We start from the raw sequence: 20,935 nt of genomic DNA on the forward strand, positions 1-20,935 counted from the left end.
CTGAATGAGGGCTGACGAGTGAACATATCCAAGATCGTCCGAGGGCACCGGCTGCTGCTGGCCGCCGGCGTCGTCCTCGGCCTGGCGGGCACCGCGGCCACCCTGCTGCAGCCGCTGCTCATCGGCCGGCTCATCGAAGCCGTCGCCACGGACGCGCCCACGACCCGGCCCATCGTCAGCATCGCGGCCCTCTTCCTCGCCGACGCCGCCCTGGCCGCCGCGCACTTCTACCTCATCGGCCGCGCCGGCGAGAACATCGTCCTCGACATGCGGACCACGCTCACCGGCCGGCTGCTCCACTCCCGCATCCCGGCGTTCGACCGCCTGGAACACGGCGACGTGTTCACCCGCACCGTCGCCGACACCTCGCTCGCCCGCGTCGCGCTCTCCTCCTCCGCCGCCCAGATCGTCACCTCCGGATTCACCACCCTCGGCTGCATCGCCGTCATGGCGTGGATCGACTGGAAGATGCTCCTGGTCACGGTCGGCTGCCTCGGCGCCGCCAGCGCGATCGCCCTCACCGTCGCCCGCGCCGTCCGCAAGGCCGCCGTCACCAACCGCGAGGACACCAGCGCCTACGGCTCCGGGCTCCTGCGCGTCCTCGGCGCCCTGACCACGGTCAAGGCGTCGCGGGCCGAGCAGCGCGAAGCCGAGCACCTGGGCAGCCTCGCAGAAGCCGCCCGGACCAGCGGCATCCGCGTCACCCGCCTGTCGGCGCTGCTGATGCCCGCAATGAACGTCGGCACGCAGGTCTCCCTCGCCGTCGTCATCACCTGGGGCATGGCGCGCACCGCCACCGGCAGCCTCCCGCCCCAGGACCTCACCGCGTTCATCATGTACCTCTTCTACCTGGTCGCCCCCCTCGTGACGTTCTTCATGTCGCTCGGGGAGTTCCAGCAGGGCCGGGCCGCCATCGACCGCGTCCAGGAGCTGGCCGCCATCGAACAGGAGCAGGACGGCACGGCAGCGCCCCGCACCACCGCCCCCGGCCGCCCGGCCGTCGAGTTCGAGGACGTCACCTTCACCTACGAGGGAAGCGCCGCCCCGGCGACGGACGGCGTCTCCTTCTCCCTGCCCGCCACCGGCGTCACCGCGATCGTCGGGCCCTCCGGCGCCGGCAAGACCACCCTCTTCCAGCTCATCGAACGCTTCCACACCCCCGACCGGGGCACCATCCGACTCTCGGGCACCCCCACCGCGGCCATGCCCCTGGACCTCCTGCGCTCCCGCATCGGCCTCGTCGAGCAGGACGCCCCCCTGCTCCGCGGCACGGTCCGCGAGAACCTCACGTACGCCTGCCCGGACGCCGGCGAGGACGACATCGCCCGGGCAGTGGCCGCGGCCCACCTGACGGACGTCATCGACGCCCTGCCCGACGGCCTCGACACCCGGCTCGGCGAGGGCGGCAGCGGCCTCTCCGGCGGCCAGCGCCAGCGCCTGGCCATCGCCCGCGCCCTCCTCACCCGACCCGACGTCCTCCTGCTGGACGAGGCCACCTCCCACCTCGACTCCGACTCCGAGCGGGCGCTGCGCGACGCCATCACCGAGATCAGCACCCGCTGCCAGGTCCTCGCCATCGCGCACCGCCTGTCCACCACCATCGGCGCCGACCGCATCCTCGTCATCGAGGACGGACGCCTGCGGGCCAGCGGCACCCACGCCGAGCTGATGGAGCGGGACTCCACCTACCGGCGCCTCGCCGAAGGCCAGCTCGCCCCCGTGGGAGCCGCCGCATGACCGACGCAGCGATCGTCGGCACGGGCCCGAACGGCCTGGCCGCCGCCGTGACCCTCGCCCGGGCGGGCCTGAAGGTGGCCCTGTTCGAGAAGGCCGACACCATCGGCGGCGGCCTGCGCAGCGTGCCGCTGTTCGACAGCGACGTCGTGCACGACATCTGCTCCGCCGTGCACCCGATGGCCGCCGCCTCCGCCTTCTTCCGCCGGTTCGACCTCCAGGCCCGCGGCGTCCGCCTGCTCCAGCCCGACATCCCGTACGCCCACCCCCTGCCGGACGGAGGCGCGGCCGCCGCCTGGCGCAGCCTCACCCGCACCGCCGCCCACCTCGGCGCGGACGCACCCCGCTGGACCCGCCTCATGGCTCCCCTCGTCACCCACTCCCGGTCGGTCGTCGACCTGGTCCTCTCCGACCAGCGCACCCTGCCCCGCGACCCCGCCACCGCACTGCGGTTCGCCACACGCGTCCTCGCCCACGCCGCGAACCCCGGCACCTTCCGCACGGAGGAGGCCAGGGCCCTCCTGACCGGCGTCGCCGCCCACGCCGTGGGCCGGCTGCCCTCCCTGGCATCGGCGGCGGTCGCGATGCTCCTCGGCCACACCGCGCACAGCAGCGGCTGGCCTCTGCCCGAGGGCGGCAGCGCCCGTATCGCCGACGCGCTGGCGGCCGACATCACCGCGCACGGCGGCGCCTTCCACACCGGATGGCACGTCCGCGACCTGTCGGATCTCGGCGACGTCCCGCTGGTCCTGCTCGACGTGAGCCCCAAGGAGTTCCTCGCCCTCGCCGGCTCCCGCCTCCCCGCCCGCTACCGGCGCGCCCTCACCCGGTTCCGCTACGGGCCCGGCGCGGCCAAGGCGGACTTCCTGGTCGACGGCCCCATCCCCTGGACGAATCCCCTCGTGGGCCGGGCCGGCACCGTGCACCTGGGCGGCACGCATGCCGACATCGTCCGGCAGGAGAACGCGACCGCGGCCGGCCGGTGCATCCCCGACCCGTTCGTCCTCGTCGTCGACCCCGCCGTCACCGACCCGGGCCGCGCCGCCCGCGGCCGGCGGCCCGTATGGGCGTACGCGCACGTCCCCCACGGCGACACCCGCGACCCCGTCGACCTGATCCGCACCCGCATCGAGGCGTACGCACCCGGCTTCGGCGACACCGTCATCGCCTCCCGCGGCATGTCGGCCGCCGCATACGAGACCTACAACCCGAACTACGTCGGCGGCGACATCGCCGCGGGCGCGATGACCCTGCGCCAGTCCCTCGCCCGCCCGACCCCCCGCCTCGACCCCTACACCACCCCGCTCCCCGGGGTGTACCTCTGCTCGGCGTCCACCCCGCCGGGCCCCTCCGTGCACGGCATGTGCGGCCACCTCGCCGCCCTGTCCGCGCTCCGCCGCCACCACGGCGTCACCACCCCGCCCTTCCTGGGCCCGAAAGAAAAGGCACTGCTCTGATGCGTATCCGGTCCTGGGCCACAGCCGTCACCGCCGCGGCGTGCTGCGTCCTGCCCCTCGCCGCCCCCGCCGCCGCCGAGGACAAGCCGGCCCGCGGCGTCGCCTGGTCGGCCTCCCACGAGACGGCGACCGCATCGGGCGGCCGCTGGGTGGAACGGTCCACCACGGGGCTGCCCCAGCTGGTCGCCGAGGGGCGCCTGGCCAACACCGGCGAGGGCTGCTACTCGGTGTGGGCGCGCTTCCAGTTCGACTTCGTTCCGACGCCGCCGCGCAAGCAGGCCACCGTCTGCGGCAACAGCACCGCCGACGTCCGGGTGACCCAGTCCTCCATGCCCACCACGACCGGCTACATCGCGGTCTGCAAGGGTTCGGAGAACGCCCGGGACTGCGGCCCCTGGCAGAGCCTCACCTCCTGGCCCGTCACCCGCCCGTAACACCCGACCGAAAGGAAGAACCCGTGAACGGCATCGACAAGCAGGACCTGGACCAGCTCATCACCCACACCTACGGCGAGATCAAGACGGCCATCAACTCGCACAGCGAGAAGAGCCTCCTGATGTACAGCCAGGCCCTGAGCACCCTGCTGGAGCTCCGCCGCCAGCTCACCGACAGCCACCCGACCACCTGACGCACCCCCCAACCGGCAGGGCCGGGACCGCCCCGCGGCCCCGGCCCTGCCGGCGGGCGTGGGGCGTCCCCGTGCGGCGCGAAAGCGGCAACCCACCCCGGCCGGCACCGGCGGCCGTCCTCAGCCGGAGGGCCCCCACCGGCGTCCCAGCCTGTCGTACTCGTAAGGACGGCCACCGTCGTCCACTGGTCCCGGACGGGCGGCTTCGCGGACGCTCCCGTACCGGCCTACAAGAAGACCGCCACCACAGCAGTCGGCAAACTCCGCTGACGGCCCGCGCACCCCCCGCACTCTGCTCCCGCGGAGTGCGGGGGGTGCGCAGCTCAGAACCTGCCGCCCGGCCCCGCCGCTACCGCGGGGTTCCCTCCGCGGACAGCGGCACCCCTTCGAGCGCGTTGCCGCCCACCGCGTCGGCCGGCCCGGAAGCCGGCACCTCGAACGACACGGTCACGCTGCGGCGCACGGTGGTCTCCCGCCACCAGGTGTTGCCACCGCCGATCAAGGCTCCGACATCACCGAGGCCACGGGTGCCGTACGTGAAGGTCGCGTCCCGCCCCGTCCAGTGGTCGGTCCTGGTGAACGAGCAGGTGACGAGGGATCTTCCGTCGGCCAGCCGCAGGACCGGCAGCTCTGCGCCCGCCCCCTCGAAGCGGTACTGCTTCCTGACGAGCTCCAGATTCGCGTGCATCGTGTTGTAGGCGCCGACCACATCACCGATCAGCTTGCCGGGCGCGAAGTCCGCACTGGCGGGTTCCCCGTCCGGCGCAGTGAAACTCATGTACTCGGCGTACCTGCCGCACACCGACCGCTCCGCAGCAGCGTTCGGCGACAGGACCACCGCGCCCGAGGCGTTCCGGCTGATCGCGGCGATCTCCCTTTCCCGCACCGCGAAGTCGAAGAGCTCGTGGCCGTTCCCCTCGGCTCTGCCCGGAACCGGAGGCCGCTCGTTCACCCACGTCCGAGCCGCCGCCTTCCACTCGCCGCCCGCCGCCTCCTGCACGAAGTAGTGCACGGCCGCCACCCGCACCTCGTTCGAAGGGTCCGACTGGTCCCGGGTGACTGCGACGAACCAGCGGGGGTGTCCCTGCTGATCGTGCTCGGCGGGCGTGAAGAACTCCGGCCGGCCGAAGGAGAAGTTCAACACCTTGGTGCCCCGGCGCTTCGCCACGTCGATCGCCGCGAGGCTCGCCTTCAGCAGTTCCCCGGTCTCCACTGCCGTCATCCCGGGAACGTCACCCCGGTCCAGGGAGGCTCTGCGCTCCGACTCGTAGCGGTTGAAGACCTTTGCAGCGTCTTCACCGCTGATCACCATGGGCACCGGACTGGCCGCCGGCTGTGCGGCGGTCGTGCCCTCCTTCGCCGACGTGCACCCCCCTGCCGTGACCGCGCACACGGCCAGCGCTCCGAGGAGCATGCCCCGCGCCCACCGCCGACCACCCCGTAAGCCCACTGCTCGTCCCCCATCCGGCCCTCCGGGCCCGGCATGACTGTAGTCCCCCTGTCGGAACCGATGGCCCGGGGGTGGCGTCATCGGGTCCGGAGGAGAGGCCTGTTGGTTTGCATGAGCATGCCAAAGGGTTGATCATCTGGTGGCGTCGGTTCAAGCGAACACGAAGGAGCACCATGCGCGCCAGCGCCGTACGCCGCGTTTCCACCCTCGCCGCCGGGATCGGGCTGACCCTCTCGGCGGCCCTCCCGCTCGCCACGCCCGCCTCGGCCGCCACCATCACGTGCCAGATGTCGGGCGGCGACCTCTACGTCACCGCCACGTCCGCCCCCGTGCGCACGACCTACTACGAGACCGGGCGCGTCGTCGACACCGTCTACCGGGGCGACCGGCTCCACTTCACCAAGTCGTGCAAGAACTCCAAGGGCAACCTCTGGTACTGGGTCGACAAGACCTACGGCGTGAACGACGGCTGGATCTACTCGGGCAACGCGGCCCGCATCTGAGCCCGGGCCAACCCGGCCGCCATCCCGCACCGGATGGCGGCCGACCCCCGCCCGGCGGCGTTGCGCCCGGCCGGGGACCCGCGGGGCGTCTAGTCTCCGCCTGTGGGACAGCCCGACCAGCGCGCCGAGGGCGCGGGACCGTTCACCACCCGCCTCACCTGGCGCCCGCCGAGCGGCGGTACCGCCGTCTGGGAATCGCGGCCAGCCCGGCGCCGGGGCCTCATCGCCCTCAGCCCGCCCGGCGCGGCCGCCGCCCACTACGCCAGCGCCGACGACACCGCCCTCACCCGGCTGCGCCGGCTCAACGCCATCGCCGCCACCGCCTTCGTCATCGGCGGGGCCTTCTTCGCCGCCGGCGCCGCGGCCGCCCAGTTCGGCTCCGGCGACGCCCTGACCTGCGCGTCGATCTACTTCGCCGGCGGCCTGTTCTTCAACACCGGCGGCTACGTGTCCCTGCTCCAGGCCGTCAACAGCCCCCGCCACGTGCCCGGCGGCGAAGGAGCCCTGATCACCGGGCGGTGGCGGTGGTGGAGCTACGAGCCGACGCGGGCCGACTGGCTCGGCGCGTTCGTCCTCTTCGCCGGCACCCTGGTGTTCGCGGTCAACCTGATCGACTCCTTCCTGCAAGGCCTGACCGCCCAGCAGACCAACCGGCTGGTCTGGGCGCCGGACGTGATCGGCTGCGTGCTCTTTCTGATCTCCGGCCACCTCGGGTTCGCCGAGATCTGCCACGGCCGTCCCTGCCTCCGGCAGCGCGACCTCGGCTGGTGGATCGTCGCCGTGAACCAGCTGGGCTCCGTCCTCTTCATGGTCTCGGCGCTCGCCGCCTACACCCGTCCCGCCACCGGCAGCCTGGTCAGCGCCGACATCGCCAACTGGGGCACCCTCACCGGCGCCCTCTGCTTCTCCCTCGCCGGCGTCCTCCAGTACTACGAACGCCCCTGACCCGGTGAACGATCCGGCGGCGAAACCCCGTTGCGCAATGGTCAAGAATCGTTGACCATTGCCCGCATGCCTACCGACGATCTTCCAGAGGCGCTCCACGTCACCACTGACGAGCAGCTGCGCGCCGTCTCCAACCTCACCCGCCACCGGATCATGGCCGTGCTCCGCTTCGAGCCGGCGACGATCACCCAGATCGCCGAGCGCGTCGGCCTGGCGAAGGGCAGCTCCAGCTACCACGTGCGCCTGCTGGAGCGGGCCGGCCTGGTGAAGGTGGTGCGGACGCGCAAGGTCCGGGGCGTCACCGAGCGGTACTACGCGCCCGCCGCCCGCGCGATCGTGCTGCCCGACCCGGCGGCCGGCCAGCCGGACGTACTGATGCGGCATGCGGTGGCGGACCTGGAGGCATCCCCCGTGGAGGGCCGGCGCCACGTCCGGATGGCCCATCTGCGGCTCACCGACGAGCAGTTCGAGCAGCTCGGGGCACGCCTGCAGGCCCTCGCGGACGAGTACCGGGACCTGTCCGACCCGTCACTGCCGGACGTGTCCCTCGCGTTCGCACTGTTCCGCCCGGCCCCCCGCACGCAGGCGAACGGCGGAGAGGACTCCCAATGACCCGGGGAACCCACAAGCTCCCGACCGGGTTCGGCCGACTCTGGACCGCGCAGACCGTCTCCTCACTCGGAGACGGGGTCATGCACGGCGCGCTGCCGCTGCTCGCCCTCACCCTGACACGGGACCCGATGGCGCTCGCCGCCGTCACCGCCGCGTCGACCCTGCCGTGGCTGCTCTTCGGCGTGCTCGGCGGGGCGCTGGTCGACCGCTGGGACCGACGGCGCACCATGTGGGTCGCGGACCTGGCACGTGCCGTGCTGCTCGCCATACCCGTGGCCGCCGCCGCGCTCGACGTCCTCAGCATCCCGCTGCTCGCCGCCGTCGCCTTCCTCCTCGGTCTCGGCGGGCTCCTCTTCGACACCGCCGCCACGGCCTACCTCCCGGACCTGCTCCGCCGCGACCCCGCGCTCCTGGAACGCGCCAACTCCCGCCTGCGCGGCGCCCAGACCGCCATGTCCGGCTTCGCGGGGCCGCCCGCGGGCAGCACGCTGCTCGCGCTCGGGCGAGCGTTCCCGCTGCTCGCCGACGCGTTGTCGTTCCTGCTCTCCGCCCTGCTCGTACGCACGCTGCCCGCCGTGCCCCGGCCCGTGCCGGAGGCCCGCGAGTCGCTGCTCCGGCAGGCGCGCGCCGGAGCCGCGTACGTCTTCCGCGACAGGCTGCTGCTCGGGCTGGCCCTCCGCCCGGCGGTCGGGAACATCGCCTTCCTCGCCGTGGAGACCGTCCTCGCCCTCTTCGCGCACGACCGCCTCGGCATCGGCACGTACGGCTTCGGCCTGCTCCTCACGGCGGAAGCCGCCGGCGGGCTCCTCGGCGCGGGCATCGCCTCCCACCTCAGCCGAAAACTCGGCACCGGCACCGCCCTGACCTGCACGGCCGCCGTCGAAGGCCTTGCCATCCTGGGCCTGGCCGCAGCCCCGAACCCGTACGCGGCCGGCCTGGCACTCGCCGTCTGCGGGGCCGGCATGGGCGCCACGATGGTGCTCGCTCCCTCCCTCCGGCAGGCGATCGTCCCGGCCCACCTCATGGGACGGGTCGCCTCCACCTCCCGCATGCTGGCCATGTGCGCGGCCCCCCTCGGCGCCCTCCTCGGCGGCTGGCTGGCCACCACCCACGACGTCCGCACCCCGCTCTACGCGGCCGGCGCCCTCCTCCTGGCGATGACGGCCGTCACGGCATCCATGACGGGCAACCGCAGAGTCGAAGCGGCACTCCGCACCGCCGCCCCGAACCCCCCGGCATCCGAGAGGCCCCCCGAGGAGAGCACAGCACCCCAGACGACCTGAGGCAGGCGACGGCCCTCGCCCGGGCCAACGGCCTGACCGCCTCCGACATCCTGGAGCACGCCGTGGACACGGCCAACTCGCTCCCCGGTTTCCTCGCCTTCTACGCCGAGCGCATCGCCGCCGGACGGCACGACGGCGACGTCGACCGGCTGGCCATGGGCACGGCCGGCGCCGAGCACGTCCTGCACACCCACGCCGAGGCGGGCGTCGACACCACCCTCCCGGCGGCCTTCGCGGAGCTGTTCCGCCGGCGGCATGGCCGCCGGCGGCGCCGCGGACAGCTTCTCCGCCCTTGTGGACCTGATGGGCCAGCCCGCGTAGGCGGCCCGCGCCGCCCGGGCTGGCGCGGACCGCCACGCCCGGTGTCAGGTCTTACCCGGCCTCCCGGTCCACCCGACGAAAGCCCTCGCCAGCGGCGGCCCGCCGCACCGCCAACCCTCCACGACGCCGGGCTCGTCGACGTCCACCGGCTGATCCAGTTCCCCCGTCGCCGTCGGCGCGGGCAAGTGCCTCTTCCCCGGCGGCGCCGCCCCGTCCTCGTACCGGATCACCCAAGCCCCTGTGGCGGCCGCCGGCCGACGGCGGCGGTGTCATCCCAATGGGGCGATGTGCGGCACGGCGGATCAGGCAAGACTCTCGCCAAACCCGACCCCGCCCCCTCCGGAGGTTCCATGCCGAACAGCGGCGCGCCTCGCCCCGACGTCCCCCATGACGCCCCACCCCGGCCGTCGCTCGTCCTGGCGTCCCTGATCACCGTTGCCGCGGTCGCCAACCTGAACCTGTCGGTGGCCAACGTGGCGCTGCCCGCGATCGGCAAGGCCTTCGACTCCTCGCAGACCACCCTCAACCTGGTCGCCGTCGGGTACTCCCTCGGCCTGGCCGCATCCGTCCTCTACCTCGGTGCGGTCGGCGACCGCCACGGACGCAAGATGCTGCTGCTCCTCGGCGTCGCCCTGTCCCTCCCCGCCTGCCTCCTCGCCGCGTACGCCCCGAACGACACCGTCCTCGTCGTGGCCCGGGTCCTCGGCGGGCTCTCGGCCGGCATGGCCTACCCCACCACCCTGGCGCTGATCACCGCCCTGTGGGCGGGGCCGGGACGGACGAAGGCGATCGCCCTGTGGTCGGCGCTGGGCGGCGGCATCTCCCTGCTCGGCCCGGTGGTCGCGGGCACCCTCCTCGAACGCTACTTCTGGGGGTCGGTGTTCCTCGTCACCCTGCCCCTCGCCGTCGTCGCGCTGGTGATGGCCCTGCTGTTCGTCCCCGCGCACGCCAACGAGTCGGTCGAACCGGTGGACAACCTCGGCGGCGTCCTGTCCGTCCTCCTGATCGCGGGCCTCGTCCTGGCGATCAACTTCGCCGCCGTCCCCGGCGAGGGCGCACTGGCCATCGGCCTCGCCGTGGTCGCCGCGGCTGCCGCAGCGGCGTTCCTCCTGCGCCAGCGCCGGGCTCCCAACCCGCTGTACGACCTCCACATCGCCGCCCGGCGCACGTTCTGGGTCGCCGCCTGCGCGGGAATCATCGTGTACGGCGCCATGATGGGCTCGGCGTTCGTCAGCCAGCAGTACCTGCAGAACGTGCTGGAGTACGACCCCGTCGAAGCCGGCGCCGCCATCCTCCCCCTCGTCGTGATGATCGTGCTCGTGGCGCCCCGCTCCGCGAAGCTGGTCGAGACACGCGGCGCCCGCACCACCCTGCTGACCGGTTACACGTTCCTGTTCCTCGCCTTCGTCTGGATGCTGCTGTTCTGGGACGAGGACAGCAGCTACTGGCAGATCGGCTTCGCCTACGTGCTCATCGGCATCGGCGCCGGCTTCGCAGGGACGCCCGCATCCCACTCGCTGACCGGATCGGTGCCCGTGCGACGGGCCGGCATGGCCTCCGGCACCGCCGACCTGCAACGCGACCTCGGCGGCGCCATCATGCAGTCCGTCATGGGCGTGCTCCTCACCGCCGGCTACGCCTCCGCCTTCAACGCGGCGATCGCCGCCTCCCCCGAGAGCGAGGACGTCTCGGACCAGGTCCAGAGCGAGCTGACGAAGTCCTTCGCCTCCGCCGGGGAGGTCGCCCAGCAGCACCCCCAGTACGCCGACCAGATCGTCGCGGCGGCACGCCAGTCGTTCCTCCACGGCGACGACCGGGCCTACACCGTCGGCCTGGCCGCAATCGCCCTCGGCGCCCTGCTGGTCTTCTTCATGTTCCCGCACCGCGACGCCGAGCGGGACCTCCTGCGGCACTACTCCGCCGAGGACTCCGCCTCCGCCGCCACCGGGGGGCCGAGATGACCGGCACCCCCACAGACCGGCCGACCAGCCGGCCCCCCGCCCCCACGGCCGGCACGCAGCCCTCGGCCCCGACACCCGGGAGCGGCTGAACCCATGGTCCTCGACCTGCTGGTGATCGGTACGGCCGTCACCCTGGGGCCCCTGCACAACAGCGCCTTCATCCTGCTGCTCTCCGCACCGCGCGGCGTCCGCCTGGGCCTGGCGTTCCTGCTGTCGTGGCTGGCCAACCTGAGCGCGGTCATCGTCTGCGTGATGCTGCTGACCGGCGGACAGCCCCCGGCCCGCCACAGCGCCCCCTCGACCGCCGCGCTCGCCGCGGAACTCGCCATCGGCGTGGCCCTGGTGCTGTACGGCGCCCACCGGCACCGCCGGCCGCCCCGCCCCCACGGCCCGCCGCGCTGGGCCGCCCGGATCGACGACGCCTCCCCGGCCACCGCGGCCGGCCTGGCCTGGCTGCTGCAACCCTGGGCCCTCGTCGGCGCGGGCGCCGCCATCGCCATCGACGCGGACCTCTCCACCCCCGCCGACTGGCTCGCCCTGACCGGCTACTGCCTGCTCGCCACCCTCACCCTCATCGTCATGGAGCTGTACGCCCTCCGCGCCCCCACGGCCGCACACACCCGCCTGAACGCCCTGCGCAGCTGGCTGGAAGGCCACCAGGAGCAGCTGATCGTCGCCCTCTCCCTGCTCGCCGGCCTGTGGCTGACGGCCCGAAGCATCTACGAACTGGTCACCTGAAGCACGGCCCCGCCCACCGGAACGCCCCACGGCGGGCTCGGCCGGCGGTCCTGCCCGGCCGACCTCGTCCTCTGTGCTCGCGCCGTCGGGTGCCGAGTCGGCGTCCCGACGCCTTCTCCACGAACCCACCCGGCGTCGTCTCGTCCACCGAGGGGTTCCCGCTGTCCGGCATGTCGCCGATTGCCCTACACGGCGGCGCCTTCGGGCCTGGGATGGCGGCGCGCACGCCGGCCGCAGCCGGTCGACGGTCGCGATCTTGTTCCTAGGATGGCCCCATGTCTGTACCGTCACATTCCCGCGTCGCGGTCTTGGCCATGGTGCTCAGCCTGGTGTCGGTCGGTCTGTCGGGGTGCTCCCACGACCAACCCGACAGACCGACCGGCACCAGCCTGGAACCGTCCGGCCCGGGCGGGACGGCGGAGGGCAAGCCGCCCGCGCCGAAGCCCGCAGGGGCGCCCGGTGACCTCCTGGTGGGCGGCGTTCCGGTGACCGGTTCGGTTCCCTCCGGGCACGCGAAGTTCCCGTTCCGGCGGACCTATACGGACGGGGAGCTGTACGCACCCGTCACCGGCTACCGCTCGTTGGCGTTCGGAGACACCCAGCTCGAAAGTGTCCTGAGGCAGGACCTGGACGCGGGCAAGGACGTGGCGACCACCCTCGACCCTGCGCTGCAGCGGGCCGCCTTCCAGGCACTGCGAGGACGTACCGGTGCCGCGGTCGCCCTCGATGCACGGACAGGCGACATCGCTGCCCTGGTCAGCACCCCCGGCTACGACCCCAACTCCTTCAGCGGATACGCACCGTCCGACGAGAAGGCGTGGAAGCAGCTCCAGGCGGACTCGGGCAAGCCGCTCCTCAACCGGGCTCTGAGGGAGGCCCACAAGCCGGGCCCCGTCGCCCACATCATCGTGGCGGCCGCAGCGCTGGAGAAGGGGCTGCTCGCGTCGGTGGACACGCCGACGCGCAGCCCGGCGGTCCACACCGTCCCCGACAGCTCGGTGCAGTTCTCCGGAGACCCCGCCCACTGCACGGACGCGAGTCTGCGGGCGGCTCTGCAGTATGCCTGCCGGAACGTCTTCGCCCGCCTCGCGACCGACCTGGGCGCAGACGCCCTGGCCGAGACGGCGGACGGATTCGGCTTCAACAAGGACGGGACGGCCGCTCCCGTGCGGGCCCTCGAGAGCAAGTGGCCCCGGCAGACGGGCAACGCCGCGCAGCTCGCGCTCACTGCGAACGGCCTCTTCGACACGACAGCCACCCCACTGCAGATGGCGATGGTGATGGGCGTCATCGGCAACGGTGGCACGTGGGCACCTCCCCGCATGGTGACCGATCCCACGATGCCCCGGAACGGTCGGCGAGCGGTCTCCCAGCACACCGCCGACCAGTTGCGGTCCGCAGTCGGCAGCGCGGTGAACACGTGGGTGCCCGAAGCGTCGGTCACCTGGGCCCTGGCGAACTCCCAGGCGCCGGACGGCCGCCTCCTGGCCGTGGCCGTACTCGTCTCGAGCGGCGCGGACACGACGCGGGAAGCCGCCCAGATCGCCGGCAGGGTGGTCGAGGCCGCAGCCAAGCGGTGAGAACGGGATGCCGGGCCCGTGTCCTGCGAGCAGCGCCCGTGCCCTGGCGCTCGACGCCGGCACCGGCCCGCCTGCACGTCTCCCCCGGACGCCCCGACGTGCGGCAGCACGCAACCGCGCCGGATCGCGCAGTCGGCTTGCCGTCCTCAGCCGTCCGGTGCGGTAGGGCGGTAGCCGGGCGTCACTGGCCTTCGGCTGGGGCCATCGCCGAAGGGCGGCGCTCGCCCCGCGCCGTTCCTGTGATGAGGATGACCGCCCAGCGTTGTGACGGCGCCTCCGGCCGACTCCACCTCGTTGAAGCCGCGCGCCGCAGCACGGCAACGTGGTCGTCGTCTCGACCCGTGACTGCTCGCTCCAGCGCCGGCACCGCACCTGGCCCGCCGCCTCGGACCGCCGGCTCTCGGCGATCGGCGGTGCGAGCGGCATCGGTCTCATCGTGCGCGCTCGGGGGCGGCGCCGCCGTCCGTCCCGAAATCGCCGGATTCAGGCGCCGTCGGCTCCGTGGCCGCCGTTTTTCCGGGACAGCCGGTGGAGACGGAGGGCGAGGTGGAGCTCCAGGGCGTTGTCGGGGGTGTTCCAGTGGGGGCCGAGGATGTGGGTGACGCGGTCGAGGCGCTGTACGACCGTGTTGACGTGGACGTGGAGGGCGTCCTTGGCGCGGGCGGGGCTCGCGCCCTGGTCGAAGTACGCGTGCAGGGTGCGGACGAGTTCGGTGCCGCGTTCGGCGTCGTAGGCGAGGACGGGGCCGAGGACGCGGTCCACGTACGCGGCGATGTCCGCACGGTCCCCGAGCAGGACGCCGACGAAGCCGAGGGCGGCGGTGTCGGCGCCCTCCCCGGTGCGGCCCAGGGCGTGGAGCGCGGTCAGGCACCGGAGCGCCTCGGCGTGGAGGGCCGCGTGGCGGTCCGGGCCGGTGCCGGGCCCGCCGGCGCCCACGGTGACCGGTGCGCCGATGCTCCGGGCGAGGCCGGCGGCGAGGTCGCGGGCGAGGACTCCCGGGCTGTCGCAGGGGACGAGCAGGACGGTGCGGCCTTGGCGTGTGCCCGCCAGTCCGCCGCGGCCGCGCGCCACACGGGTGGCTTCCGCCCCGAGCTGGGAGCGCAGGGCCGGTTCACAGTCGGCGACGGCGACGGCGTGGGGGCGGGAGAGGTCGACGCCGAGGCGCCGGGCACGCAGGGTGAGGCTGTCCGGGTCCCAGTGGGCAGCGGCGGGGCCCGCGAGCAGGTCGTCGAGGAGTTCGCCGCGTACCCGGTCCTCGGCCTCGGCGACCGAGCGGCGCACCAGCAGCAGCATCGCCGTGACGAGCGCCGACCGTTCGAACAGGCGGCGGTCCGCCTCCGGCAGGTCGCCGCGGCCGGTCAGCACGATGCTGCCCAGCCGCTCCGCGCCGGCCAGGACGGCGCAAGTCCACATGCCGTCGCCGTGGACCGCCCGGCCCTCGGCGTGCGAGGCCGCCAGGCTCGCCGCGGAGGGCGTGACGGGTCCGGGGCCGACCCGGGCGAGTTCGCTGCCGTCGGTGTCGTGGACGGCGACTCCCCCGCCGAGCAGGGCCGCGATCTCGGCCGCGACCTCGTCGGTGCCGGCGCCGCGCAGCACCAGCTTCGAGAGCCGGTCGTGGGCGTCGGACGCCTGGTGCAGGGCCTCGCTGTGCGCGCGGGCGGTCGCGTTGGCGGCCTCGAGCCGGGTGAGGGCGGTCTGCGTGGCTTCCAGGCGGCGGGCGCTGTCGATGGCGACGGCGGCGTGGTCGGCGAGCGAGGCGAGGAGGGCGATCGCGTCGGGGGTGAAGTCGCGCGGGGTGCGGTCCGCCGCGAAGAGGACGCCGATGACCTCCTCGCCCAGGCGCAGCGGGACGCCGAGGATGCCGCGGAGCCCTTCCTCGGCCACACCGTCGTCGATGGGGCCGGTGTGCCGGAAGCGGCGGTCGGTGCGGTAGTCCGTGCTGGCGTACGGGCGGGCGGTCTGCGCGACGAGGCCTCCCAGGCCCTCGCCCATGCCGAGCCGCAGCTGCTGGAAGGCGGCGGAGACGGACCCTTCGGTGACCCGCATGAACGTGTCCTGCGCGGCGGGGTCGTTGAGGGTCAGGTAGGCGACGTCCGAGCCGAGGAGGGTCCGGGCCCGCCGGACGATGGCGCGGAGGACGGCGTCGAGTTCCCGCAGTCCGGCCAGGTCCCCGGCGGTGTCGTACAGCGCGACCAGCTCCGCCTCCCGGCGCCGGTACTGGTCGAGCACCCGCCGCACCGCCAGCGCGGCCTCGCAGGTCTCCTCGATCCAGGCGACCTCGTCCGGAGCTGCCCCGTCCGCCCGGGCCCTGGCGGGTTGCGCGGCGAGTTCCTCCCCGGGCGCGCCGGAGGCCAGGAGGTCGAGCATGCGGCGCGCGGCCGCCTCGGTGGACGACGGCGTCCGGGCATCGGTTCGACGGCCGGCGGTCATGGGGCCTCCTCGCGGCGGACGAACGGAGAGGGACAGGCGGGCGGAGGTGCTGCGGTGGTGCGCCCGGTCCGCCGTCACAACTTCCGTGATGAGAGTACGAGCCCGCCCTCAGGCACGGTCTCCCGCGGCTGCCGCAGGGACCTCGTCGCGGCGGTTGCGGCCGAGGTCGCGGCCGAGGGTCTCTCGGGTGACGGCGACCGTGACAGTGGTGACGACGGCCGCCGCGCAGAGGTAGATGCTGATCGGCGTCGAGCTGCCGTAGTCCTTGAGGAGTTCCACCGCGATGATCGGGGCGAGGGCGCCGGCAAGGACGGACGCCAGCTGGGAGCCCATGGAGGCGCCGGAGTAGCGGACCCTGGTGTCGAACATCTCGGAGATGAACGCGGCCTGCGGCCCGTACATCGCGCCGTGCAGCAGCAGACCGGCCGTGACCGCCAGGGCGATCACCGCGAACGACTTCGAGTCGACGAGCCCGAAGAAGACGAACGCCCACACCGCCATGCCCGCCGACCCGATCAGCGTGACCGGGCGGCGGCCGATCCGGTCGGAGAGCGCGCCCCACAGCGGAATGGTGGCGAAGTGGATCGCGGAGCCGATCAGGACGGCGTTCAGCGCGGTGCTCTTCGGCAGTTCCAGGTGGACGGTCACGTACACGAGGAGGAAGGAGGTGAGGATGTAGTACGAGATGTTCTCGCCGAAGCGGGTGCCGATGGCCGACAGCACCTCCCGCCAGCTGCGCCGGAAGACCTCGACGACCGGGGCCTCCTCCTTCACGCCCGCGGCGGCCGCGGCCTCGGCCCTCGCCTGCGCCTCCAGGAACACCGGCGACTCGGAGACGGAGACGCGGATCCACAGGCCGATCACCACGAGCAGGCCCGAGAGCAGGAACGGGACGCGCCAGCCCCACGCCTGGAAGTCGGACTCCGACTGGACGGCGGCCAGCAGCGCCAGGACGCCGGTGGCGAGCAGGTTGCCGCCGGGCGCGCCGGCCTGCGGCCAGGACGCCCAGAAGCCGCGGTGCCTGTCGCCGCCGTGCTCGGAGACGATGAGGACGGCCCCGCCCCACTCACCGCCCAGCGCAAAGCCCTGGACGAGGCGCAGCACCGTCAGCATGATCGGCGCCCACACGCCGATGGTCTCGTACGTGGGCAGCAGGCCCATCGCGAAGGTGGCGCCGCCCATCATCAGGAGGCTGAGGACGAGGAGCTTCTTGCGGCCTGTCTTGTCGCCGTAGTGGCCGAAGACGATGCCGCCCAGCGGGCGGGCGGCGAACCCGATGGCGTACGTGACGAAGGCGATCAGCGTGCCCACCAGGGGGTCGGCGCTGGGGAAGAACAGCGTGTTGAAGACGAGCGCGGCGGCCGAGCCGTAGAGGAAGAAGTCGTACCACTCGATGGTGGTGCCGATCAGGCTCGCTCCGACGATGCGGCCGATGCCGCCTCTCGGCTGGGTGGTGGTGTCAGACATGGGGTCACCGGTTTCACGTACGGACGGAACGGGGCGGAATCGGGATGGTGCGGGGTCTCACGGGGGCACCGTGTGGCACAGACACGCGTTGTTCACGCGGGGCGGGTGTCAGCCGGCGGTCCAGCCGCCGTCGATCGGCAGGGACGTTCCCGTGAGGCAGCCCGAGTGGGGGCCGCACAGCCACAGCACCGCGGCGGCGACCTCTTCGGCCTCCAGAAGGCGCTTGACGGGCGAGCGGGCCAGCATGACGTTCGTGAGGACGTCGCCCTCGCTGATGCCGTGCGCGGCGGCCTGGTCGCGGACCTGGCCCTCCACCAGCGGGGTGCGCACGTACCCCGGATTCACGCAGTTGCTGGTGACCCCGTGGGGAGCGCCCTCGATCGCGGCGACCTTGCTCAGGCCCTCCAGGGCGTGCTTGGCGGCGACGTAGGCCGCCTTGTAGGCGCTGGCGCGCAGCCCGTGGACGCTGGAAACGTTCACGATCCGGCCCCAGCCGCGGGCGTACATGTGCGGCAGCGTCCTGCGCATCAGCAGGAACGGGGCGGTGACCATCACCTTCTGGATCAGCTCGAACCGATCCGGCGGGAACTCCGTGAGCGGGGCCACGTGCTGAAGGCCGGCGTTGTTGACGAGGACGTCGACCTCGGCGGGCAGCAGGTCGATCGCCCCCGCGTCGGCGAGGTCAGCCACCTGCGCCCGGCCTCCGACGGTCGCGGCGACGGCCTTCGCCGCGTCGGCGTCCCGGTCCACCACGTGGACGAAGGCCCCCGCCCGGGCCAGCGCCAGCGCACAGGCCCGGCCGATGCCGCTACCGCCACCGGTCACCAGAACCGTGCGGCCGCTGAGGTCGATGCCGGCGCCGGGCGGCTTCGGGGCGGGAAATGTCTTCGTCATGGCGGGAAACAGTAGGAAGAACCCTCCGCCCCGCCCATGGATGGGTCCACCACAGTGGACGGTGATTCAGTGGCGCACAGCACCATAGGCGGACTCCGCCGAAAGAGCCCCGTGCCCAGGCCGGAACGCCGACGCCCCTCCCCGTGACGAGGGACCACGTGTTCACCCGGGCCCACGGGGTCCCGGCCCGACGGTACGCCGCCGTGCGAACGCCCGCCGCGGGTGCGTCCGCCACGGGGAAACTGCCCTCGCCCATGCCGAGGGTTCCGGTGTTGTCGGCCGGTACGCCCGTGCTGTCGGCCGGTACGGCGACCACCTGGGCGCCTCCTTGACGCAACGGCAACCACCTGGCCCAGCAAGATCAATCTCACCGGGCATCTTCTGTGGCCACACCCGTACCGCCGGTTCGTACACTGCAGGGGTGGAAGACCATAAGGCCACCATGACCTGTGCGCGTCCCACGCCCGCCTTGCGGCGGTACGTCGGCTCGTATGTGGGTTTCGATCTTCGTGGGTTCCCGGCGGGGGTGCACTGCGGCCCGCCGAGTCGTGTGCTCACTGCGGTGATCAGCCTGTCCGGTGCCCTGGAGGTGGCGGCGGGCGTTGGCGACGGGTCACCGGTCACCCGATTCGGCAGTGTGGCCGGCGGTCTGATGCGCCGGTCCGTCGCGATACACCACGACGGACGCCAGGAAGGCGTGCAGGTGTCGCTGACACCGCTCGGGGCTCGGGCCATCTACGGCATGCCCGCCGCTGTGCTCGCCCACCGACTGGTCCCACTCGACGAGCTTCTCGGTGCGCTTGGCGTCGAGCTGGTCGACCGGCTCCGCACGGCATCGACATGGGCGGCGCGGTTCACCGTACTGGACGAGTTGCTCCTGCGAGCTGCCGGCCGTTGCGCCGGCGGCGATCCCGTGCACCGGGTGCGCCCCGAGGTGGCCGAGGCCTGGCGCCGCCTCGTCGCCGCACGGGGCTGCGTCCAGGTCGGTGCGGTCGCCGAGGAACTGGGATGGAGCCGCCGGTACCTCACCGAGCGGTTCCGTGGCGAGGTGGGCCTCTCCCCGAAGACCTTCGCCCGGGTTTTGCGCTTCGAGCATGCGCACGAACTGGCCACCGCCGACGACCCGCTTGCGTGGGCCGAAGTGGCGACCGTCTCCGGCTACGCCGACCAGGCCCATCTCGTCCGGGAGTGGAGCGAGTTCACCGGCCGATCGCCGACAGCATGGCGTCGCGGCGAAGTCCTGCTCGGGACTGGGTAGTCACCGACCGGCCGCCCGCCGCGTCGGCTTCCGTTCCCTTTCCTTCAAGACCACCCCATAGCCGTCCTGCGACGATCGTCGGCATGAGACTCGTCAATCACGAACCCAACGCCATCGACCTTCGGACCACCCCCGTGCACCTCGGGCTGGGGTCGAGAGCGAAACCCGTCGAGGGCTTCGCCTGGGACCCGGAGGTGCTCCAGGCCTACAGCGCCGCGGTCGCGGGGGACGGCGCCGAGGGCCGGATGGTGGCGATCTTCGACGGTGACGGCCTCGGCGACCATTGGGAGCGCCACCCCGCCGGTGACGAACTGGTCGTCTGCCTCAGCGGGTCGGTGACGGTCACCCGCGATGTGGGCGGAGTGCCCGAGAGGGTTGTGCTCGGGCCGGGCGAGGCCACCGTCAACCCGGCCGGGACATGGCACGCGGTCGACATGGCGGGACCGGCGTCCATCCTGACCATCACCGCCGGCCTCGGCACCGACCACCGTCCCCGGGCCGAAGCCCGTCCGACCGGGCACGCCGGCACGTCCGGCCCGGGAACACCGTGACGACCCGTGTCGCGTGCCTCGGCGACAGCCTGACCCGCGGGCAACTCAGCGTCGACTACCTGGACCTTCTCGAAAGACGCCGGCCTCCCGGCGACGTACGGCTCGCCCGCTTCGCCGTCAACGGCGACTTCGCCCACAACCTCTCACGGCGCCTCGATGCCGTCGTCGCGGACGCACCCGACGTCATCACCGTACTGATCGGGACCAACGACGCCCGAGCGAGCCTCGCCGGCTACCCCGTCGAGCGGGCCATGAAACGCAAACAACTCCCCGAGCGCCCGTCGGCCGACTGGTTCCGGCAGTGCCTGGGAGCCGTCGTCGAACGGCTGCGAACGCAGACCGACGCGACGATCGCTCTGCTGTCCCTCCCGGTCCTCGGCCAACAACTCGACGGAGCCGCGGCGCGGGCATCACAGGCGTACAGCCGTGTGATCGCCGAGGTCGCCACCACCACCAAGTCGACCTACCTCCCGCTCCACGAACGCCAGACCGAGGAACTACGCCAGGCGGATCCGCCACCGATCCCCTACCGGGCCCCGACGCCCGCGGCGAGCGTCAACGTCCTCGTCCGGCGCGCCTTGCTGCGCCGCAGCCTCGACACGATCTCGCGGCGCCGGGGCCTCGTGCTCACGACCGACCACGTCCATCAGAACAGCCGCGGCGCCGCCCTTGTCGCCGAGGTCATCGACAGCTGGCTCTCCACCCGGAGCGCGTAGTGTGAGTGGGTGGTGGGGTGGTGATACGGCGGCTTCTCGCGGTGGACGGGGAGGGGGCGGTGACTGCGCCGCCGCACGTGCGGATCGCGGCGGGGCTCGCGGGCGTGTCGGAGCGGACGGTGTGGCGGTGGCTGGCCGATGGGCGCGGGGGCCTTGCCGAGGCACGGCCGCGGCAGGACGCGTTGTCGCTGGCTGACGCCTTGTGGGAGGTCCTCGCGCAGGCGGGCGGGAACGTCGCGGAGTTGCGCCGCGCTGGATGCTCCTTGTCGTCGACGGGCCGCCCGCCGACGGACCTGCCCCGGAGGGCAGTGCCGCGGCTGTGGTCGCGCTGAAGGCGGTGGTACGGACCCGGGGTGGTAGGTCGTGTGCCTGGACCGCGAGTGATGCCGGCAGGATCAGCGCGGCTC

At 73.1% G+C, this 20,935-nt stretch carries 18 protein-coding genes and 1 pseudogene; 15 read left to right on the plus strand and 4 right to left on the minus strand.

Going from position 1 to position 20,935, the window contains the following annotated elements; genetic code table 11:
• The first annotated feature begins 18 nt into the window (after nucleotides 1-18).
• From ACZ462_RS22630 to ACZ462_RS22645, 4 genes are read left to right on the plus strand one after another with little or no spacing between them, the layout of a single operon-like run.
• A complete protein-coding gene (locus ACZ462_RS22630) occupies nucleotides 19-1,737 on the plus strand; it encodes an ABC transporter ATP-binding protein (RefSeq protein ID WP_467808679.1) in 1,719 nt (572 codons plus the stop codon).
• Nucleotides 1,734-3,191, plus strand: a complete 1,458-nt coding sequence (locus ACZ462_RS22635; protein WP_467808680.1) for a phytoene desaturase family protein — start codon at nucleotides 1,734-1,736, stop codon at nucleotides 3,189-3,191. Before ACZ462_RS22630 ends, ACZ462_RS22635 begins: the two co-directional genes overlap by 4 nt.
• Complete coding sequence (locus ACZ462_RS22640; RefSeq protein WP_467808681.1) at nucleotides 3,191-3,625, plus strand: hypothetical protein; 435 nt, start codon at nucleotides 3,191-3,193, stop codon at nucleotides 3,623-3,625. Before ACZ462_RS22635 ends, ACZ462_RS22640 begins: the two co-directional genes overlap by 1 nt.
• A gap of 23 nt (nucleotides 3,626-3,648) precedes the next feature.
• The gene (locus tag ACZ462_RS22645; protein WP_467808682.1) at nucleotides 3,649-3,819 is read left to right on the plus strand and encodes a hypothetical protein; all 171 of its coding nucleotides are present in this window, start codon (nucleotides 3,649-3,651) and stop codon (nucleotides 3,817-3,819) included.
• 349 nt (nucleotides 3,820-4,168) lie between these two features.
• Here the strand turns inward: ACZ462_RS22645 and ACZ462_RS22650 are convergent, their stop codons facing one another.
• A complete protein-coding gene (locus ACZ462_RS22650) occupies nucleotides 4,169-5,233 on the minus strand; it encodes a DUF8094 domain-containing protein (protein WP_467808683.1) in 1,065 nt (354 codons plus the stop codon).
• 209 nt (nucleotides 5,234-5,442) lie between these two features.
• Between ACZ462_RS22650 and ACZ462_RS22655 the strand changes: the two genes are divergently transcribed.
• The 8 genes and pseudogenes from ACZ462_RS22655 (at nucleotide 5,443) to ACZ462_RS22690 (ending at nucleotide 13,212) form a co-directional block, all read left to right on the plus strand.
• On the plus strand, nucleotides 5,443-5,772 hold the full coding sequence (locus ACZ462_RS22655; RefSeq protein WP_467808684.1) for a hypothetical protein: 330 nt from the start codon (nucleotides 5,443-5,445) through the stop codon (nucleotides 5,770-5,772).
• Nucleotides 5,773-5,874: 102 nt separating this feature from the next.
• On the plus strand, nucleotides 5,875-6,717 hold the full coding sequence (locus tag ACZ462_RS22660; RefSeq protein ID WP_467808685.1) for a hypothetical protein: 843 nt from the start codon (nucleotides 5,875-5,877) through the stop codon (nucleotides 6,715-6,717).
• Between the two features lie 66 nt (nucleotides 6,718-6,783).
• Nucleotides 6,784-7,329: an ArsR/SmtB family transcription factor gene (locus ACZ462_RS22665; RefSeq protein WP_467808686.1), complete on the plus strand. Its 546-nt coding sequence runs from the start codon at nucleotides 6,784-6,786 to the stop codon at nucleotides 7,327-7,329.
• Nucleotides 7,326-8,612, plus strand: a complete 1,287-nt coding sequence (locus ACZ462_RS22670) for an MFS transporter (RefSeq protein ID WP_467808687.1) — start codon at nucleotides 7,326-7,328, stop codon at nucleotides 8,610-8,612. The genes ACZ462_RS22665 and ACZ462_RS22670 overlap by 4 nt, the downstream gene beginning before the upstream one ends.
• Nucleotides 8,609-8,857: pseudogene (locus tag ACZ462_RS22675) on the plus strand (imine reductase family protein); the annotation flags it as partial. The gene ACZ462_RS22670 and the pseudogene ACZ462_RS22675, both read left to right, overlap by 4 nt.
• A 426-nt stretch (nucleotides 8,858-9,283) precedes the next feature.
• On the plus strand, nucleotides 9,284-10,894 hold the full coding sequence (locus ACZ462_RS22680; protein WP_467808696.1) for an MFS transporter: 1,611 nt from the start codon (nucleotides 9,284-9,286) through the stop codon (nucleotides 10,892-10,894).
• 93 nt (nucleotides 10,895-10,987) lie between these two features.
• Nucleotides 10,988-11,632, plus strand: a complete 645-nt coding sequence (locus ACZ462_RS22685) for a GAP family protein (RefSeq protein ID WP_467808688.1) — start codon at nucleotides 10,988-10,990, stop codon at nucleotides 11,630-11,632.
• 275 nt (nucleotides 11,633-11,907) lie between these two features.
• On the plus strand, nucleotides 11,908-13,212 hold the full coding sequence (locus tag ACZ462_RS22690) for a penicillin-binding transpeptidase domain-containing protein (protein ID WP_467808689.1): 1,305 nt from the start codon (nucleotides 11,908-11,910) through the stop codon (nucleotides 13,210-13,212).
• Between the two features lie 483 nt (nucleotides 13,213-13,695).
• Here the strand turns inward: ACZ462_RS22690 and ACZ462_RS22695 are convergent, their stop codons facing one another.
• The 3 genes from ACZ462_RS22695 to ACZ462_RS22705 all read right to left on the minus strand — a co-directional run bounded on the left by ACZ462_RS22695 (nucleotide 13,696) and on the right by ACZ462_RS22705 (nucleotide 18,003).
• On the minus strand, nucleotides 13,696-15,642 hold the full coding sequence (locus ACZ462_RS22695; protein ID WP_467808690.1) for a helix-turn-helix domain-containing protein: 1,947 nt from the start codon (nucleotides 15,640-15,642) through the stop codon (nucleotides 13,696-13,698).
• Nucleotides 15,643-15,750: 108 nt separating this feature from the next.
• Nucleotides 15,751-17,109 carry an MFS transporter gene (locus ACZ462_RS22700; RefSeq protein ID WP_467808691.1) on the minus strand — a complete coding sequence of 453 codons (1,359 nt, stop codon included), beginning with the start codon at nucleotides 17,107-17,109 and terminating at the stop codon, nucleotides 15,751-15,753.
• A gap of 108 nt (nucleotides 17,110-17,217) precedes the next feature.
• Entirely contained in the window at nucleotides 17,218-18,003 is a 786-nt protein-coding gene (locus ACZ462_RS22705) for a 3-hydroxybutyrate dehydrogenase (RefSeq protein ID WP_467808692.1), read from the minus strand.
• Between the two features lie 421 nt (nucleotides 18,004-18,424).
• On the opposite strand from ACZ462_RS22705, the gene ACZ462_RS22710 reads away from it, so the two are divergent.
• The 3 genes from ACZ462_RS22710 to ACZ462_RS22720 all read left to right on the plus strand — a co-directional run bounded on the left by ACZ462_RS22710 (nucleotide 18,425) and on the right by ACZ462_RS22720 (nucleotide 20,528).
• A complete protein-coding gene (locus tag ACZ462_RS22710) occupies nucleotides 18,425-19,261 on the plus strand; it encodes a helix-turn-helix domain-containing protein (protein ID WP_467808693.1) in 837 nt (278 codons plus the stop codon).
• Between the two features lie 83 nt (nucleotides 19,262-19,344).
• Nucleotides 19,345-19,812, plus strand: coding sequence for a cupin domain-containing protein (locus tag ACZ462_RS22715; protein WP_467808694.1), 468 nt, complete (start codon nucleotides 19,345-19,347; stop codon nucleotides 19,810-19,812).
• Nucleotides 19,809-20,528 (plus strand): SGNH/GDSL hydrolase family protein, encoded by a 720-nt coding sequence (locus ACZ462_RS22720; RefSeq protein WP_467808695.1) that lies wholly within the window; start codon nucleotides 19,809-19,811, stop codon nucleotides 20,526-20,528. The genes ACZ462_RS22715 and ACZ462_RS22720 overlap by 4 nt, the downstream gene beginning before the upstream one ends.
• Nucleotides 20,529-20,935: the final 407 nt, after the last annotated feature.

The sequence above is a fragment of the Streptomyces sp. NPDC031121 genome, assembly GCF_055570615.1.

What these genes read in the sequence shown, in the direction of transcription:
- ACZ462_RS22635 (WP_467808680.1), top strand. Translation starts at nt 1,734, where the DNA reads ATGACCGACGCAGCGATCGTCGGCACGGGCCCGAACGGCCTGGCCGCC.
- ACZ462_RS22640 (WP_467808681.1), top strand. Translation starts at nt 3,191, where the DNA reads ATGCGTATCCGGTCCTGGGCCACAGCCGTCACCGCCGCGGCGTGCTGC.
- ACZ462_RS22650 (WP_467808683.1), bottom strand. Translation starts at nt 5,233, where the DNA reads ATGCTCCTCGGAGCGCTGGCCGTGTGCGCGGTCACGGCAGGGGGGTGC.
- ACZ462_RS22655 (WP_467808684.1), top strand. Translation starts at nt 5,443, where the DNA reads ATGCGCGCCAGCGCCGTACGCCGCGTTTCCACCCTCGCCGCCGGGATC.
- ACZ462_RS22665 (WP_467808686.1), top strand. Translation starts at nt 6,784, where the DNA reads ATGCCTACCGACGATCTTCCAGAGGCGCTCCACGTCACCACTGACGAG.
- ACZ462_RS22670 (WP_467808687.1), top strand. Translation starts at nt 7,326, where the DNA reads ATGACCCGGGGAACCCACAAGCTCCCGACCGGGTTCGGCCGACTCTGG.
- ACZ462_RS22680 (WP_467808696.1), top strand. Translation starts at nt 9,284, where the DNA reads ATGCCGAACAGCGGCGCGCCTCGCCCCGACGTCCCCCATGACGCCCCA.
- ACZ462_RS22685 (WP_467808688.1), top strand. Translation starts at nt 10,988, where the DNA reads ATGGTCCTCGACCTGCTGGTGATCGGTACGGCCGTCACCCTGGGGCCC.
- ACZ462_RS22690 (WP_467808689.1), top strand. Translation starts at nt 11,908, where the DNA reads ATGTCTGTACCGTCACATTCCCGCGTCGCGGTCTTGGCCATGGTGCTC.
- ACZ462_RS22695 (WP_467808690.1), bottom strand. Translation starts at nt 15,642, where the DNA reads ATGACCGCCGGCCGTCGAACCGATGCCCGGACGCCGTCGTCCACCGAG.
- ACZ462_RS22700 (WP_467808691.1), bottom strand. Translation starts at nt 17,109, where the DNA reads ATGTCTGACACCACCACCCAGCCGAGAGGCGGCATCGGCCGCATCGTC.
- ACZ462_RS22705 (WP_467808692.1), bottom strand. Translation starts at nt 18,003, where the DNA reads ATGACGAAGACATTTCCCGCCCCGAAGCCGCCCGGCGCCGGCATCGAC.
- ACZ462_RS22715 (WP_467808694.1), top strand. Translation starts at nt 19,345, where the DNA reads ATGAGACTCGTCAATCACGAACCCAACGCCATCGACCTTCGGACCACC.